The sequence below is a fragment of the Streptomyces sp. NPDC048172 genome (genome assembly GCF_043202595.1).
Lineage (GTDB): Bacteria > Actinomycetota > Actinomycetes > Streptomycetales > Streptomycetaceae > Streptomyces.
The window spans coordinates 268,247-284,429 of the sequence record NZ_JBIDAT010000001.1; the positions used below are offsets into that span (position 1 = coordinate 268,247).

A 16,183-nucleotide genomic window follows, 5' to 3' on the forward strand; every position below is an offset into this window, starting at 1 on the left:
GAGGGTCCTTTGCTACAGGTAGATCGGGAAGGTGGCGTGCACGGCGAAGCCGTGCGGGCTCTCCGGGTCCCGCTTGAGCACGACGCGTGCCGCCCGTACGGGCACGGCCTCGCGCCCGGCGAGCATCATCGCCTGCAACAGCACCCGGCCGACCGGCTCCTCACGCGACCGCCATTCGCTCTCGATCGTGAGCCGCTGCCGTGTGCCCTGTGCGAGCCAGCGGTGGATCAACTGCTCGTTACGGGTGACGACTTCCTGCGTGCACCACTGCGCGGTCTCATGGTCGGGATACGTGGCTGCTCGGGTACGGGAGGTCACGGGGAGAGCCTAGTCCGGGTGCTGTGCATGGTGGCGGTCCATGTGGTCGGTGAGCTGGGTGAGAACTGTGCGGACGGTGTCCTGAGTGGCCCAGTGGAGGCGGGAGCGGACGTTGTCGCGGAGGCGCCGGGGGGTGGGGAAGAGGAGCAGCATGCGCTGGGCCTCGGCGCCGAGGGCGGCGAGCTGTTCGGGGCAGCCGTGCAGGTCCGCGTGGATGTGTTCGATGCCCTGTCGTACGCCGTAGGCGAAGTGGCCAGCGCCAGCGCCGTCGCCGCTTCCGCGCGCGTCGAGCCACTGGTTCCCGAAGCGCTGGAGACGCGGGAACAGGGCGTCGGTCTCCCAGGGGGCGCAGCGGAGTTCGCGGTGGTCCACGTACTGCCGGTCCGCGTCGAGCCGGACGAGTCCCGCGAGGGTGCGCAGGTAGCCGGGCGGGTCGGTGCCTTCGGCGGCGCGTTCGAGGGCGGCACGGAAGGCGGGCGGGGTGTCGTGCGCGGGGTCGGCTTCGAGGATGTCGGCGATGAGCTCCAGGAGCGCGGCCAGCGTGGACATGGGCAACGCCCAGGACGCCGTGCTGGAGATGCCGATGGTGCGGTCCAGGCGGGCGAGTTCGTCGTCGAGGGTCGGACTCCGTGCGGGGCCCTGCGCCTCGGCCGCGATGCCGAGGAGGTGGATCACGGGCGCTTCGCCGAAGACGGCGGCGGTGGGGAGGTGCACGGCTAGTCCTGGTGATGTCGGGTCATGTGGTCGGTGGCGAGCGTGAGCAGTTCGCGGGCGACTTCCCGGTCCGCCCAGTGGAGCGTGGGGGTGTTCTCGGGGAGCGGCTCGGGCGCAGGGAAGAGGAGCAGCAGACGCTGGGCCTCCGCGGCGATCGTGGAGAGGAACTCCGGGCAGTAGGCGGGGTGCTCGCTCTCGATGGCGGCCTGGGCGCACTCCGTGAACGTGGGATGTTCGCGGACCATCCGGCACTGCCACGCCACTGCCTCCAGGCGCGGGAAGAGCGCTTCGACCTCCCAGCGGACGAGGGGGAGTTCGCGGACGCCCACGTGGCGCGCGTCCGCGCGGCGCCGGATACGAGCCGCGAGGGTGCGCAGGTAGCCGGGCGGGTCGGTGCCTTCGGTGCCTTCGGCACCTTCGGTGGCGCGTTCGAGGGCGGCACGGAAGGCGGGCGGGGTGTCGTGCGCGGGGTCGGCCTCGAGGATGTCGGCGATGAGCTCCAGGAGCGCGGCCAGCGTGGACATGGGCATCGCCCAGGACGCTTCCGGGGAGAAGCGGACGGTGCGGTCCAGGCGGGCGAGTTCGTCGTCGACGTCCAGCCGTCCCGCGGACCACTGGGCGTCGGCCGCGAGGCGCAGCACCCGGATGACGGGGGCTTCGCCGAAGACGGCGGTGGTGTAGGTGGACACCTGCGGAAGGATCCCTCCTCCGCAGCCGGGACGTCACGACCTCACGGATATGGACGGCCAAGGACGACAGCGAACCGCCTCAGCCTGCGCCCGGGCAGAGGTCAGGGCCGCGGCACCGGTCCGCCCAGCAGCATGCTCGGGGCCCCCGCGACGCGCGTGAGGAAGACCGTGCACGAGCCCCTGTCCCGCTTCGGGTCGAGCTTCAGTTTCTTGCGGAGTTCCTCCGGTTCGACGGCCGAGCCGCGCTTCTTGACGGTGACGACGCCGACCCCGCGCTCGCGCAGCAGCGCCCGCAGCTTCTTGAGGTTGAAGGGCAGCACGTCGGTGATCTCGTACGCCGTGGCGTACGGCGTCCCCTGCGGCGGCTCGTCGGCGGTGACGTACGCGATCGTCTCGTCGATCAGCCGCCCGCCGACCGCCTCGGCGACCTCGGCGACCAGGTGCGCGCGGATCACGGCGCCGTCCGGCTCGTACAGGAAGCGGCCCACGGGGCCGGTCTCCGGCGGGGGCAGCTCCCGTCCCGTCAGTGTGTGCCCGCCGGGCAGCAGCGTGGCCCGTACGGATCCGGGGGCCGGGGCGCCGTCGCCGAACCAGAGCACGGCCTCCTTCACGTCGCCCCCGTCGGAGACCCACTCGGCGCCCGCGTCGTCCGGCACCGCCTCGTGCGGGATGCCCGGCGCGATCTTCAGCGCGGCGAGCGGCGCCGTACGGGCCAGCTCCACGGCCCGGCTGAGCGGCGGCGAATACGCCTCGGGGTCGAAGATCCGTCCCCTCCCGCCCCGCCTCGCGGGGTCCACGAACAGCGCGTCGTACCCGGCCGTGTCCACCTCCGTGACGTCCGCGCACCGCACCTCGACCAGCTCGCCGAGGCCCAGCGCCTCGGCGTTCGCGCGTGCGACGGCGCAGGTCAGCGGGTCCTTGTCGACGGCCAGCACCCGCACCCCCGCGCGCGCCAGCGCGAGCGCGTCGCCGCCGTTGCCGCAGCACAGATCGGCGGCCGTCCGTACCCCGGAGGCGGCGATACGCGCGGCACGGTGCGCGGCGACGGCCGTACGGGTCGACTGCTCGGCCCCGTGCGCCGTGAAGTACATCCGCGCGGCGTCGGCCCCGAACTTCCCCGCGGCCCGCTGCCGCAGCCGTGCCTGTCCGAGCGCCGCCGAGACGAGTGCCGCGTCGTGCGTCTGCCGCAGCCGCGTGGCCACGGCCAGCTCGTCCCCGGGGTCGTAAGCGCGCAGCTCCTCCAGGAGCTCCTGCCCCTCACCGCCGAGCAGCCGCTCGAAGATCTCCAACTCCACGCCCCCAGTAAACACGGGAGGCGAGCCCCGTCAGGGGCGCGGGGAACTGCGCACCCGGCCACAACGCGCCCGCAGCCTGCACAGCGCGGCAAGGGGCACCCCCTCATCAGAGGGCGGAAAGGGGGCGTGCCATAGACGTCGGCGTATCGCCGAAGCGGCGAGCGTCTGGCACTCCGCTTGACCGAGTGCTAACCCAGGCATAATCTCAACCCTGGCACTCTCCCCAAGGGAGTGCCAGAAGTACGCGACGGGCAGATCCGGCACCCGCGACGACGGATCTACCAGGTCGCCACCCCAGACATATGACCCCGTGATGAGATCTCCGAAGGGGGAGGTCGGATCGTGACGACCGCCAGTTCCAAGGTTGCCATCAAGCCGCTTGAGGACCGCATCGTGGTCCAGCCGCTCGACGCCGAAGAGACCACGGCCTCGGGCCTGGTCATTCCGGACACCGCGAAGGAGAAGCCCCAGGAGGGCACCGTTCTCGCCGTGGGCCCGGGCCGTTTCGAGGACGGCAACCGCCTGCCGCTCGACGTCAAGGTCGGCGACATCGTGCTGTACAGCAAGTACGGCGGCACCGAGGTGAAGTACAACGGCGAGGACTACCTCGTCCTCTCGGCTCGCGACGTTCTCGCGATCGTCGAGAAGTAATTCAGCAGACCGCAGCGAGCACGCTGTAAGGACCTGCATCGAACCGCGCCCTGGTGCCCGCTCCCTCCCGCGAGGTAGCCGGGGCCAGGGCGCGGCTCGTGCGAGACGCGAACGAGACGTGTGAGAGGACTCAACAGCTCCCATGGCGAAGATCCTGAAGTTCGACGAGGACGCCCGTCGCGCCCTTGAGCGCGGTGTCAACAGCCTCGCCGACACCGTGAAGGTGACCATCGGTCCGCGCGGCCGGAACGTCGTCATCGACAAGAAGTTCGGCGCCCCGACCATTACCAACGACGGCGTGACCATCGCCCGTGAGGTCGAGGTCGAGGACGCGTACGAGAACCTGGGCGCGCAGCTCCTCAAGGAGGTCGCGACCAAGACCAACGACATCGCGGGTGACGGCACCACCACCGCGACGGTGCTGGCCCAGGCCCTGGTCCGCGAGGGCCTGCGCAACGTTGCCGCGGGTGCCTCCCCGGCCGCCCTGAAGAAGGGCATCGACGCCGCCGTCGCGGCCGTCTCCGACGAGCTGATCGCCACGGCGCGGCCGATCGACTCCAAGGAGGACATCGCCTCCGTCGCCGCCCTGTCCGCGCAGGACAAGCAGGTCGGCGAGCTGATCGCCGAGGCGATGGACAAGGTCGGCAAGGACGGTGTGATCACCGTCGAGGAGTCCCAGACCTTCGGTCTGGAGCTGGACTTCACCGAGGGCATGGCCTTCGACAAGGGCTACCTCTCGCCCTACTTCGTCACCGACCAGGAGCGTATGGAGGCCGTCCTCGACGACCCGTACATCCTGATCCACCAGGGCAAGATCAGCTCCATCCAGGACCTGCTGCCGCTGCTGGAGAAGATCATGCAGGCCGGTGGCTCCAAGCCGCTGCTGATCATCGCCGAGGACGTCGAGGGCGAGGCCCTGTCCACGCTCGTCGTGAACAAGATCCGCGGCACCTTCAACGCCACCGCGGTCAAGGCGCCCGGCTTCGGCGACCGCCGCAAGGCGATGCTGCAGGACATGGCGACCCTCACCGGCGCCACCGTGATCGCCGAGGAGGTCGGCCTCAAGCTCGACCAGGCCGGTCTCGACGTGCTGGGCTCGGCCCGCCGCATCACCGTCACCAAGGACGACACCACGATCGTCGACGGCGCGGGCAAGTCCGAGGACGTCCAGGGCCGCGTCGCCCAGATCAAGGGCGAGATCGAGGCCACGGACTCCGACTGGGACCGCGAGAAGCTCCAGGAGCGCCTCGCGAAGCTCGCGGGCGGCGTCTGCGTCATCCGTGTCGGCGCGGCCACCGAGGTCGAGCTGAAGGAGAAGAAGCACCGCCTGGAGGACGCGATCTCCGCGACCCGCGCGGCCGTCGAGGAGGGCATCGTCTCCGGCGGTGGCTCCGCGCTCGTCCACGCGGTCAAGGTGCTGGACGGCAACCTGGACAAGGAGGGCGACGAGGCCACCGGTGTCGCCGTCGTCCGCCGCGCCGCCGTCGAGCCGCTGCGCTGGATCGCCGAGAACGCGGGCCTGGAGGGTTACGTCATCACCTCCAAGGTCGCCGAGCAGGACAAGGGCCAGGGCTTCAACGCCGCCACCGGCGAGTACGGCGACCTGGTCAAGCAGGGCGTCATCGACCCGGTCAAGGTCACCCGCTCCGCGCTGGAGAACGCCGCCTCGATCGCCTCGCTGCTCCTCACGACCGAGACCCTGGTCGTCGAGAAGCCGGCCGAGGAGGAAGAGGCCGCCGCGGGCCACGGCCACGGTCACTCGCACTGACGCGTACCGACGCGCCGAGAGGCGCGCCGAGTAGTGCCTGAAGGGGCGCGGGGATCTCCCCGCGCCCCTTCAGCCGTCATCGGGGGACGGACGTCACTTGGGCCCGTACTTCCGTCCCGTCGTGGACGACGCCTTCGACAGGACCGCCCGCGGCACCAGCCGCGACGCGCCCAGCAGCACCTTGTAGCGCGGGTCAGGCACCGACAGCGGCCTGCCCCGCGCGAGGTCCTTGAGCCCCGCGTCCACCACGCGGTCCGCGTCGAGCCACATCCACCCGGGGATGTCGCCGGTGTCCATCCCGGCCCGCTCGTGGAACTCCGTCCGTACGAACCCGGGGCAGAGCACCATCAGCCGTACGCCCGAACCGGCGAGGTCCTTCGCGACGCCCTGGGTGAACTGGACGACCCACGCCTTGGACGCGCCGTACGTCCCGCGCGGCACGAAGGCGGCGACCGACGCAACGTTGACGACGCCCCCTCGGCCCCGCTCCCGCATCACCGGAACGGCCGCGGCCGTCAGCCGCAGCACGGCCTCGCAGTGCACCTTGAGCATGGTCAGCTCGTCCGCCATCGGGACGTCGAGGAAGCGGCCCTTGTTGCCGAAACCGGCGTTGTTGACCAGGAGGTCGACCGGGTGCTCGCGGTCGTCGAGCCGCTCCTCCACGGCGGTGAGGCCCTCCTCCGTCGAGAGGTCGGCGGGCAGCACGGACGCCTCGACGCCGTGCCGGTCGTGCAGTTCGGTCGCGTACTCCCGCAGCCGCTCGCCGTTGCGCGCGACGAGGACCAGATTGTGTCCGTCGCGGGCGAGCCGCCGGGCGAAGGCCGCGCCGAGACCGGCCGTCGCGCCCGTAATCAGTGCTGTCGTCATGGCGGAACGCTAACGTCCAAGCGCCGGACACCAGGAGTCCAAAGACGCGCAACCGCCCAGTGGTTACCTTCCGCCCATGACTCCCCCCACACGGAGAAAGATCCTGACAGCGGGCGGTCTCGGCCTGCTGACCATCCCGCTCGGCGGCCTCGCGGCCCAGCAGGCGTACGGCGCCCGGCCGTCCGGCGCTGCCGCCGTGGCCCTCGACGTGATCAGCGACATCCAGGGCGGCCTGGACGACCTCGGCGACGCGCTCGACGACCTCAAGGCGCTCGGCGGCGCCGACGCGCTGGTCATCGCGGGCGACCTGGTGGCGCAGGGCACGGTCGAGCAGTACGAGGAGCTGTACGGCAAGCTCGACGGCCACCCGCACCCGGAGCGCGTGCTGGCGGCGCTCGGCAACCACGAGCAGTACAACTCCGACCCGTTCGACACCCAGGTGAAGCGCTTCCTGGAGTACACGGGCATGCCCGACGTCTACAGCGAGACGGCCGCCGGGGACCTCCCGCTGCTCTTCATCGGCACGACGGCACCCGCCGTGAACGGCACGAACCCGCCCTTCGTCACCCTCGGCAAGACCCAGCTCGAATGGCTCGACGGCGCCCTGAAGAAGCACGCGGACGCGCCGTACGTCCTGCTCTTCAGCCACCATGTGCTGCCGGGCACGGTCTCCGGCACGACGGGCGACGACGCGGCGCGCTTCTACGACAAGGACTTCGTGGACGAGGACGAGCTGCTCACCATCCTGGGCGCGCACCCGAACGTGGTCTTCTTCTCCGGCCATACGCACTGGGACCTCAACCGCCAGGACTGGGCGGCGAAGAAGGTCGTGGACGGCGGCGACCCCGACGGCTTCCACGTCGTCAACACCGGCATGATCGAGACGATGTACGGCCCCGACGGCAAGGGCGGCGAGAAGGCCCTGGACCCGGCGGCCTCCCAGGGCCTCCGGGTCCTGCTGGGCGACGACGGGAAGCTCACGGTCGAGTCCCGCGACTTCCGCAGGAACGAGACGATCCGCACGCTGAAGCTCTGAGACCGTCCCGGCCCTCAGTGATGGTGCGCGTGCCCGCCCCCGCCGCCCGCGCCGGGCACGCGCGCCGCCTTCCGGCCGCCGGGCTCGACGACCGTGAACTGGCCCATCATGCCGAGGTCCTCGTGGTAGAGCAGATGGCAGTGGAACATGTACGGCGTCTTCGGGTCGGACGGTCCCACGAAGCGCATCGCGAGCTTCGCCGTCGAGCCCACCGGGATGAAGACCGTGTCCTTCGGCCCGCGCAGCGTCCCCGTCGGCCGTCTGCCGTCGATCTCCAGGACCCTGAACTGCACGTCGTGCACATGGAAGTTGTGCGGCATGTCCTCGTTCCTCACGCTCCACACCTCCTCCGTGCCGCGCGTCACGGTCGCGTCGACGCGCTTCATGTCCATCTCCTTGCCGTTGATCTGGCCCATCCGCAGCGTGAACCTCCGCTTCCGCGCCGGGTTCTCGCCCTTCGGCACCTCCAGCGCGCCGAGCTCCGCCGGGACCGCGGGCGAGGAGCGCAGCGTGCGCGCCGCCCGCAGCTGGAGGACGTCGAAGGAGTCGTCGTCCCCGCTGAACCGCCGCTGGAAGGAGTCGCCGCCGGTGGCGCCCTCGTAGCCGCGCAGCACCGTCCGCTCGCCGGGCCGCATCCGCACCACGATCTCGGCGCGCTCGCCGGGGGAGAGCTTCACCCGGTTCATCCGGTCGGGCCGCTCCAGCAGCCCGCCGTCCGTGCCGACGAGGGCGAAGTCGCGGTCGTCGTCGAAGCCGAAGTGGTACGAGCGCGCGGTGGAGGCGTTCAGCAGCCGCAGCCGCACCCGCTCGTCCTTCACCGTCCGGTACGGCGAGAGCGTGCCGTTGACCATGGTGCGGTCGCCGAGGAAGCCGACGTTCCGCATCATCTTGTGCCCGTGGTCGAAGCGGTTCCCGTCGAACTTCACGTCCTGCACGATCAGTGGCAGGTCGTCCACCCCGTACCGCTTCGGCAGCGCGAGCTTCCGTGACTTCTCGTCGTCGAGCAGGAACATCCCGGCCAGCCCGCGCTGGACGTGCTTCTCGGTCCTGCCGTGCGGATGCGGGTGGTACCAGAGCGTGGAGGCGGGCTGGTCGACCTTCCAGTGCGGGGTCCAGGTGGCCCCGGCGCGTACGGGCTGGTGCGGGCCGCCGTCCATCCGGGCCGGGAGGTGCATGCCGTGCCAGTGCACGCTGGACGCCTCGTCCAGCCCGTTGCGCACCCGGACCCTGACCTTCTCGCCGCGCTCGACGCGCAGGGTGGGGCCCAGGTACGACTGGTTGAACCCCCAGGTCGGGGTCGGACGTCCCGGGCGGAACTCCTTCGTGCCCTTCCGCATCCGCAGGTCGAAGACCCGCGTGCCGTCCTTGGCGACGCGCGACTTCGCGAGCGGCGGGATCGCCAGCTCGTCGGTGAAGTCCTCCTCGCCCACGGTGCTGATCCTGGCGTCGTTCCACAGCCACAGGAAGCCGCCGCCGAGGAGGAGGGCCACGACGGCGACGAGCGCGCCGAGCACGAGGAGTATCCGTTTCATGCCGCACAGCGTCGCGGCGCGCGGCCGCGGCCGGATATCGGGAGATCCCCTGGCCCGCCCCCGAACGAACCCCGGCCCACCCTTCGGGGGCAACCCTGGGAAGGCCCCGGGGCAGGCGGGGCGAACCGCAGCTCAGGCGGTGCGCGCGGTGCGCTTCATCGCCTTCTCGCGGGCCTCCGGGTCCAGCGCGTCGCCCGCGGCGAGGATCTCCGGCAGCAGCTCCGGCCTGAGCGTCACGGCGCGGAACACCATCTCCACCGTGACCTCGTGGCCGGGCCGGTGGACGATCTCCACGCGGTCGCCCGCGCGCACCTCGCCGGGCTCGATCACCCGCAGATACGCGCCGGACAGCGCCCGCGCCGTGAACCGCTTGATCCAGCCCTGCTCCTCCAGCCAGCCCGCGAACGTACGGCAGGGGATCCGGATCGAGCAGACCTCCAGCAGCGGGCCCGTGTCCGCGGGGCCGACCCGCCAGCGCTCGCCGATCAGCGCGCCGTTCACGTCCACGCCCGAGGTCGTCAGGTTCTCCCCGAAGACGCCGTTGCGCAGCGGGCGGCCGTCCAGCTCGGCCTCCCAGACGTCCAGGTCCTCGCGCGCGTACGCGTAGACCGCCTGCTCGTTCCCGCCGTGGGCGCGCAGCTCGACGATCGTGTCGCCCGCCAGCCCGCTGCCGCCGGTGCCCCGGGGGCCTGGCGCGGCGACGGCCACGGGGCCCTCGACGGGGCGTTTGTCGATGCCGGTCAGATTTCCCTCCGCGGAGGTGTGGTCCGAGTGGCGGGGGCTTCCGAGGTTCACCGAGAGCAGCTTCATCCCCCCGAGGCTAGAAGGCGGTACTCAAAGTCGCGAACGAGTATTTCCGGCCTTCTCCAAGCTCGGCTTATGCTTCAGGGATGATCGAGGCCCGCCATCTCCGCGTGCTGCGCGCGGTCGCCGCCACCGGCTCCTTCTCCGCCGCCGCACGCGAGCTGGGCTGCACCCAGCCCGCCGTCAGCCAGCAGATGAAGGCCCTGGAGACCTCGGCGGGCACCCCGCTCCTCGTCTGTACGGGCCGTGAGATGCGGCTCACCGAGGCGGGCGAGGCGCTGGTGCGGCACGCCGCCGGGATCCTGGCGGGCCTGACGGCGGCCGAGGACGAGGTCGCCGCGCTGGCCGGGCTGCGCGCCGGACGGGTCCGCCTCGTCTCGTTCCCCAGCGGCAGTTCGACGCTGGTGCCGAGGGCCGTCGCCGCGATGCGCGCCGACCACCCGGGCACCCGCGTCTCCCTGGTCGAGGCCGAGCCCCCGCGCTCGGTGGACATGCTGCGCGCCGGGGACTGCGAGATCGCCCTCGCGTTCCGCTACGAGCCCTCGCCGGAGTGGGACGACCTCGTCGTCCGCCCGCTGCTCACCGACCGCCTGGTGGGCCTGGTCCCGGAGGACCACCCCTTCGCGGACTCCGCCGAGGTCGGCATCGGCACGCTCGCCGAGGAGCCCTGGATCGCGGGCTGCCCGCGCTGCCGCCGCCACCTCGTGGACGTCTGCGAGGCCGCGGGCTTCACCCCGCGCATCGACTTCGCCACCGACGACTACCCGGCGGTGGCCGGCCTGGTCGGCGCGGGCCTGGGCGTCGCCGTCCTGCCGGAGCTGGCCATGGAGTCCGTACGGCACAAGGGGGCCCGTGCGGTCCGGCTGGACCCCGAGGTGCGCCGCGAGGTCGTCGCGCTGACCCTGCCCGACCTGGAGCCCGTCCCGGCCGTCACGGCGATGCTGGACCGCCTGGTCGCGACAGGCCGCCGCTAGGCGCTTCCGGCGAGCTGTGCTCGCCCCTGCGGTGGCTACTGGGCAGGGGCTGCCCCGTGCGGCGTGTTGCAGGGCGCGGCTGTCGTCGTGGCTTGTCGCGCAGTTCCCCGCGCCCCTTCGGGGCTCATCCGTGCGCGGCGCTCTGAAGCAGGCCCCGGAGGGGCCGCTTCAGGGGCGCGGGGAACTGCGCGAGCAGCCAGCGCCGACCCGCGGTCTGCGACGCACCGGACGGGGCAGCCCCTGCCCAGCCCAGAGACGGGGGCACCCGTGAACCGCCGGAAACGCCCGGGGCCCCGGCGGCGCCCCGCCGTGGAGAAACGTTTCTGCTAGCCGTCCGAGCCGCTCGGCGTGGCCACGAGGCGGTTACGGGCGCGCCCGAGCAGTTCCTCGCGCTCGTCCTCCGTCAGGCCGCCCCACACGCCGTAGGGCTCGCGGACCTGGAGCGCGTGCGCCGCGCACTCGGCGCGCACGGGGCAGCGCATGCACACCTCCTTCGCGGACGCCTCGCGCGCGCTGCGGGCCGCTCCGCGCTCCCCCTCGGGGTGGAAGAAGAGCGAGCTGTCGACGCCACGGCAGGCGGCGAGAAGCTGCCAGTCCCAGAGGTCGGCGTTCGGGCCCGGAAGGCGGGAGAAGTCTGCCATTGCGTATCCCCTCGGAGGCTACAGAGACTCACGAGCCACTCATGCGTAAATATGACTCTTTGCGAATCTAGCGAGTGATCCAGAAAAACGGAAGGAATGGATCCAAATAGGGCACTTCGGGGCGGATGGCCGCGGCGCGGATCCGAGTGCGCGATGGTGCTGATCTGTGCACGCTCCCTCACGTAGAGTGCTGAAGGCGACGGCGGAAAGCCGTAACTCTTTCGGGTGACCGTCGTTGAGAGGGCGAAAGCGGTTGACGGGAAATCGGTCCGGGCACTGGTGTCCGAGGCTGTCAATCGCACAGGTGACGATTGAGAAAGCAGCCTGGAGGCTCAAGGTGATGCGCATCTGCCCCCCTCGGCCCTGTGGCCGGGGCGGTTCCCCCACCGGAGGGCGGTCATGACTTCCGTCCTCGTATGCGACGACTCCCCGCTTGCCCGAGAAGCGCTGCGCCGCGCGGTCGCGACCGTGCCCGGCGTCGAGCGTGTGACGACGGCGGCCAACGGCGAGGAAGTCCTCCGCCGCTGGGGCGCCGACCGTTCCGACCTCATCCTGATGGACGTCCGGATGCCCGGCCTGGGCGGAGTGGAGACCGTTCGGCGGCTGCTCTCCGCCGACCCCGGCGCGCGGATCATCATGCTGACCGTGGCCGAGGACCTCGACGGGGTCGCACTGGCCGTGGCCGCGGGCGCCCGGGGATACCTGCACAAGGACGCCTCGCGCGCGGAGCTGCGCGCGACCGTCACGCAGGCCCTCGCGGACCCCACGTGGCGGCTCGCCCCCCGGCGGCTGCGGTCCGCGGAGATGGGCGCGGCGCCCACGCTCACGGCGCGTGAGATCCAGGTGCTCGAAGGCATGAGCCATGGCCGGTCCAACGCGGAGATCGGGCGCGAGCTCTTCCTCTCCGAGGACACGGTCAAGACGCACGCGCGGCGTCTGTTCAAGAAACTCGGCGCCTCGGACCGCGCGCACGCAGTGGCGCTCGGATTCCGCTGGGGCCTCGTCCGCTGACGCTCCAGCCAGCGCACAGCCGCCCGTCCGCACCGGCGCAGACGGTCTCGTAGACGGGCGGCGCGCTACGGCCCGGCACAGTAATCTCGCGCGTGCCGCATGCTTGGAGTATGGAGTTCCTCGGGGACCGGTCGGTCAGGCGTGAGGGGAGGGCGCGGGACATGAGGGCCAGTGCGCCTGCTCATAACGCTTCGGCGCACATCTATGAGCGCGGAGCCTCGGACCGCGCGGCGTCGGTGCACCATGGACCGATGCGCGATGACGAGAACGGGCCATCCCCCAAGGCCGTTTCCGGCCAGGGGGACGTGGCCGACGAGGTCAGCGCCCTCGTCCAGCGCGCAGTTGAGGGCGATGAGCAGGCCACGCACGATCTGCTGGCGCGCGTTCATCCGCTCGCTCAGCGCTACTGCCGCACGCGGCTCACCCGACTTCCCGGTGACGCGCGCCACTTCGTCGACGACCTGGCGCAGGAGGTGTGCATCGCGGTCCTGTGCGCCCTGCCGCGCTACCGCGACACGGGGAAGCCCTTCGAGGCGTTCGTCGTGGCCATCGCCCAGCACAAGGTCGCCGACCTGCAGCGCGCCGCGATGCGCTCGGGCAGCACGGCCGTGCCCTCCGACGAGATGCCGGAGCAGCCGGACGATTCGCTGGGGCCCGAGGAGCGCGCGCTGCTCAGCAGCGACGCGGAGTGGGCCAAGGAGCTCCTCGCGAATCTCCCCGAGCACCTGCGCGAGCTGGTGCTGCTGCGGGTCGCCGTCGGGCTGACGGCGGAGGAGACGGGACAAATGCTGGGAATGTCACCGGGCGCGGTGCGCGTTGCACAGCACAGGGCGCTGAGCAGGCTCCGCGCACTGGCCGAGCAGTGAGCGGACGCGTCTTCCGAGGCGGTTTTCCGGGTTTTCCACAGGGGCCCGCGCACCCTCTCGGGCCCGTTAGCATGGACGTCCGCGCCGGGGCAAGCATGGGAAAGGTGTCATGACAGAGAACGTCGACGGAGTGCCCGCAAAATTCGCCGCTCTGGGGCTGACCTACGACGACGTGCTGCTGCTGCCAGGCGAGTCGGACATGGCGCCCGAGGACATCGACACGGCGTCCCACGTCTCCCGCAATGTGCGGGTGAACGTTCCGCTGCTGTCCGCCGCCATGGACAAGGTCACCGAGGCCCGCATGGCCATCGCGATGGCCCGCCAGGGCGGCGTCGGCGTCCTGCACCGGAATCTCTCGATAGAGGACCAGGCCGCGCAGGTCGACCGCGTCAAGCGCTCCGAGTCCGGCATGGTCGCGGACCCGATCACCATCCGCCCGGACGCGACGCTGGAAGAGGCGGACACGCTCTGCGGCCGTTTCCGCATCAGCGGCGTCCCGGTCACCGACGCCGCGGGCAAGCTGCTCGGCATCGTCACCAACCGCGACATGGCCTTCGAGCTGGACCGCAGCCGTCAGGTGCGGGATGTCATGACGCCGATGCCGCTGGTCACGGGCCAGGTCGGCATCTCGCGCGACGAGGCCATGGAGCTGCTGCGCCGCCACAAGATCGAGAAGCTGCCCCTGGTGGACGCGGGCGGCACCCTCAAGGGCCTCATCACGGTCAAGGACTTCGTCAAGGCCGAGCAGTACCCGCTCGCGGCCAAGGACAGCGAGGGCCGGCTCATCGTCGGCGCCGCGGTCGGCGTCGCGGGGGATGCGTACGACAGGGCGCAGGCCCTCATCGAGTCCGGCGTCGACTTCGTCGTGGTCGACACCGCCCACGGCCACTCGCGCCTGGTCGGCGACATGGTCGCCAAGATCAAGTCGAACCACCCGGGCGTCGATGTCGTGGGGGGCAACATCGCCACCCGCGAGGGCGCCAAGGCCCTGATCGACTCGGGTGTGGACGGCGTGAAGGTCGGCGTCGGCCCCGGCTCCATCTGCACCACCCGCGTCGTCGCGGGCATCGGCGTCCCCCAGGTCACCGCGATCTATGAGGCGTCGCTCGCCGCCAAGGAGGCCGGAGTCCCGGTCATCGGCGACGGCGGCCTGCAGTACAGCGGCGACATCGCCAAGGCCATCGTCGCGGGCGCCGACACCGTGATGCTCGGCAGCCTGCTGGCGGGCTGCGAGGAGTCGCCGGGCGAGCTGCTGTTCATCAACGGCAAGCAGTTCAAGTCGTACCGCGGCATGGGCTCGCTGGGCGCGATGCAGACGCGCGGCGACGCGAAGTCGTACTCCAAGGACCGCTATTTCCAGGAGGGCGTCAGCGGGGACGACAAGCTCATCCCCGAGGGCGTCGAGGGCCAGGTCGCCTACCGCGGCCCGCTCGGCGCGGTGGTGCACCAGCTCGTCGGCGGCCTGAAGCAGTCGATGTTCTACGTCGGCGGCCGTACCGTTCCCCAGATGAAGGAGAACGGCAAGTTCGTCCGGATCACCGCGGCAGGCCTCAAGGAGAGCCACCCGCACGACATCCAGATGACGACGGAGGCCCCGAACTATGCGCGCCGGTAGTCCCTGATGTACCGGGTCGCGTACACCATAGAGGCGCGGGAGACCGTCGACTCCATGGTCTCCGAGCGTCGTGAGATGCTGGAGCGTGGTCTGGCCAAGCTGGCCACCGACCCGTATCACAAGGCATCGGCGCCGGTGGGAACGCATGAGGACGACCGGAAGGCACAGGCCGCTCCGGGCATCCTCGTCGAGTATCTGATCGGGCATGGTCTGATGGTCATCGCCGTGGTCACGGTGTTCGACGAGGACCTCTATCTCGCCGACTGAGCAGCGAGGGAACGACAACGTGACTGAGATCGAGATCGGGCGCGGCAAGCGCGGACGCCGGGCGTACGCCTTCGACGACATCGCCGTGGTGCCCAGCAGGCGCACGCGCGACCCGAAGGAGGTCTCCATCGCGTGGCAGATCGATGCCTACCGCTTCGAGCTGCCGTTCCTCGCCGCCCCGATGGACTCGGTCGTCTCGCCGAAGACCGCGATCCGCATCGGTGAGCTGGGCGGTCTCGGTGTCCTCAACCTGGAGGGCCTCTGGACGCGGTTCGAGGACCCGGAGCCGCTCCTCCAGGAGATCGGCGAGCTGGACGAGCCGACCGCGACCCGGCGCATGCAGGAGCTCTACGCGGAGCCGATCAAGGAAGAGCTGATCGGCCAGCGCATCAAGGAGGTCCGTGACTCGGGCGTCGTCACGGCCGCCGCGCTCTCGCCGCAGCGCACCGCGCAGTTCTCCAAGGCCGTGGTGGACGCGGGCGTGGACCTCTTCGTGATCCGCGGCACGACGGTCTCGGCCGAGCACGTCTCGGGCGCGGCCGAGCCGCTGAACCTGAAGCAGTTCATCTACGAGCTGGACGTGCCGGTGATCGTCGGCGGCTGCGCGACGTACACGGCGGCGCTGCACCTGATGCGTACCGGCGCGGCGGGCGTCCTCGTCGGCTTCGGCGGCGGCGCCGCGCACACCACGCGGAACGTGCTGGGCATCCAGGTCCCCATGGCCACCGCGGTCGCGGACGTCGCGGCGGCCCGCAGGGACTACATGGACGAGTCCGGCGGGCGGTACGTGCACGTCATCGCCGACGGCGGCGTCGGCTGGTCCGGCGACCTGCCCAAGGCCATCGCCTGCGGCGCCGACGCCGTGATGATGGGCTCGCCGCTCGCGCGCGCCACGGACGCGCCGGGGCGCGGGCACCACTGGGGCATGGAGGCCGTGCACGAGGAGCTGCCGCGCGGCCGCCGCGTGGACCTGGGCGCCGTCGGCACCCTGGAGGAGGTCCTGCTCGGCCCCTCGCACACTCCCGACGGCTCGATGAATTTCTTCGGGGCGCTGCGCCGCGCGATGGCCACCACGGGCTACAGCGAGCTGAAGGAGTTCCAGCGCGTCGAGGTCACGGTCGCGCGCTCCCGCTGA

The 16,183-nt window shown here is 71.3% G+C and carries 17 protein-coding genes; 9 read left to right on the forward strand and 8 right to left on the reverse strand.

The genetic code is table 11. The features are described 5' to 3' along the window. Nucleotides 1-12: 12 nt before the first annotated feature. The 4 genes from ACGF3A_RS01325 to ACGF3A_RS01340 all read right to left on the reverse strand — a co-directional run bounded on the left by ACGF3A_RS01325 (nucleotide 13) and on the right by ACGF3A_RS01340 (nucleotide 3,016). The gene (locus ACGF3A_RS01325) at nucleotides 13-318 is read right to left on the reverse strand and encodes an RNase A-like domain-containing protein (RefSeq protein ID WP_393724547.1); all 306 of its coding nucleotides are present in this window, start codon (nucleotides 316-318) and stop codon (nucleotides 13-15) included. A gap of 9 nt (nucleotides 319-327) precedes the next feature. Further along, entirely contained in the window at nucleotides 328-1,032 is a 705-nt protein-coding gene (locus tag ACGF3A_RS01330; RefSeq protein WP_393724548.1) for a hypothetical protein, read from the reverse strand. Nucleotides 1,033-1,034: 2 nt separating this feature from the next. Beyond that, on the reverse strand, nucleotides 1,035-1,721 hold the full coding sequence (locus ACGF3A_RS01335; protein WP_393724550.1) for a hypothetical protein: 687 nt from the start codon (nucleotides 1,719-1,721) through the stop codon (nucleotides 1,035-1,037). Between the two features lie 101 nt (nucleotides 1,722-1,822). After that, nucleotides 1,823-3,016 carry a methyltransferase domain-containing protein gene (locus tag ACGF3A_RS01340; RefSeq protein WP_393724551.1) on the reverse strand — a complete coding sequence of 398 codons (1,194 nt, stop codon included), beginning with the start codon at nucleotides 3,014-3,016 and terminating at the stop codon, nucleotides 1,823-1,825. 342 nt (nucleotides 3,017-3,358) lie between these two features. On the opposite strand from ACGF3A_RS01340, the gene groES reads away from it, so the two are divergent. Beyond that, nucleotides 3,359-3,667 (forward strand): co-chaperone GroES, encoded by a 309-nt coding sequence (gene groES / locus ACGF3A_RS01345; RefSeq protein WP_393724553.1) that lies wholly within the window; start codon nucleotides 3,359-3,361, stop codon nucleotides 3,665-3,667. A gap of 142 nt (nucleotides 3,668-3,809) precedes the next feature. After that, a complete protein-coding gene (groL, locus tag ACGF3A_RS01350) occupies nucleotides 3,810-5,435 on the forward strand; it encodes a chaperonin GroEL (RefSeq protein WP_393724554.1) in 1,626 nt (541 codons plus the stop codon). Nucleotides 5,436-5,528: 93 nt separating this feature from the next. On the opposite strand, the gene ACGF3A_RS01355 is transcribed toward groL, so the two are convergent. Continuing rightward, on the reverse strand, nucleotides 5,529-6,302 hold the full coding sequence (locus ACGF3A_RS01355) for an SDR family NAD(P)-dependent oxidoreductase (protein ID WP_393724556.1): 774 nt from the start codon (nucleotides 6,300-6,302) through the stop codon (nucleotides 5,529-5,531). Between the two features lie 76 nt (nucleotides 6,303-6,378). On the opposite strand from ACGF3A_RS01355, the gene ACGF3A_RS01360 reads away from it, so the two are divergent. After that, nucleotides 6,379-7,338, forward strand: coding sequence for a DUF4073 domain-containing protein (locus ACGF3A_RS01360; RefSeq protein WP_393724558.1), 960 nt, complete (start codon nucleotides 6,379-6,381; stop codon nucleotides 7,336-7,338). A 14-nt stretch (nucleotides 7,339-7,352) separates the two neighbouring features. Here the strand turns inward: ACGF3A_RS01360 and ACGF3A_RS01365 are convergent, their stop codons facing one another. Further along, the gene (locus ACGF3A_RS01365; protein ID WP_393724560.1) at nucleotides 7,353-8,870 is read right to left on the reverse strand and encodes a multicopper oxidase family protein; all 1,518 of its coding nucleotides are present in this window, start codon (nucleotides 8,868-8,870) and stop codon (nucleotides 7,353-7,355) included. Between the two features lie 132 nt (nucleotides 8,871-9,002). Beyond that, entirely contained in the window at nucleotides 9,003-9,680 is a 678-nt protein-coding gene (locus ACGF3A_RS01370; RefSeq protein ID WP_393724562.1) for an MOSC domain-containing protein, read from the reverse strand. 80 nt (nucleotides 9,681-9,760) lie between these two features. Between ACGF3A_RS01370 and ACGF3A_RS01375 the strand changes: the two genes are divergently transcribed. Further along, nucleotides 9,761-10,648 carry a LysR family transcriptional regulator gene (locus ACGF3A_RS01375; RefSeq protein WP_393724564.1) on the forward strand — a complete coding sequence of 296 codons (888 nt, stop codon included), beginning with the start codon at nucleotides 9,761-9,763 and terminating at the stop codon, nucleotides 10,646-10,648. Nucleotides 10,649-10,974: 326 nt separating this feature from the next. Here the strand turns inward: ACGF3A_RS01375 and ACGF3A_RS01380 are convergent, their stop codons facing one another. Beyond that, nucleotides 10,975-11,289, reverse strand: coding sequence for a WhiB family transcriptional regulator (locus tag ACGF3A_RS01380; RefSeq protein WP_393724565.1), 315 nt, complete (start codon nucleotides 11,287-11,289; stop codon nucleotides 10,975-10,977). Between the two features lie 399 nt (nucleotides 11,290-11,688). On the opposite strand from ACGF3A_RS01380, the gene ACGF3A_RS01385 reads away from it, so the two are divergent. The 5 genes from ACGF3A_RS01385 (at nucleotide 11,689) to ACGF3A_RS01405 (ending at nucleotide 16,183) form a co-directional block, all read left to right on the forward strand. Continuing rightward, nucleotides 11,689-12,300 (forward strand): response regulator transcription factor, encoded by a 612-nt coding sequence (locus tag ACGF3A_RS01385; RefSeq protein WP_003948568.1) that lies wholly within the window; start codon nucleotides 11,689-11,691, stop codon nucleotides 12,298-12,300. Nucleotides 12,301-12,551: 251 nt separating this feature from the next. After that, nucleotides 12,552-13,166 (forward strand): sigma-70 family RNA polymerase sigma factor, encoded by a 615-nt coding sequence (locus tag ACGF3A_RS01390; RefSeq protein ID WP_393724567.1) that lies wholly within the window; start codon nucleotides 12,552-12,554, stop codon nucleotides 13,164-13,166. A gap of 109 nt (nucleotides 13,167-13,275) precedes the next feature. Then, nucleotides 13,276-14,781: an IMP dehydrogenase gene (guaB, locus tag ACGF3A_RS01395; RefSeq protein ID WP_393724568.1), complete on the forward strand. Its 1,506-nt coding sequence runs from the start codon at nucleotides 13,276-13,278 to the stop codon at nucleotides 14,779-14,781. A gap of 54 nt (nucleotides 14,782-14,835) precedes the next feature. Beyond that, nucleotides 14,836-15,048, forward strand: a complete 213-nt coding sequence (locus ACGF3A_RS01400; RefSeq protein ID WP_344528037.1) for a hypothetical protein — start codon at nucleotides 14,836-14,838, stop codon at nucleotides 15,046-15,048. 19 nt (nucleotides 15,049-15,067) lie between these two features. Next, nucleotides 15,068-16,183, forward strand: a complete 1,116-nt coding sequence (locus ACGF3A_RS01405; RefSeq protein WP_393724570.1) for a GuaB3 family IMP dehydrogenase-related protein — start codon at nucleotides 15,068-15,070, stop codon at nucleotides 16,181-16,183.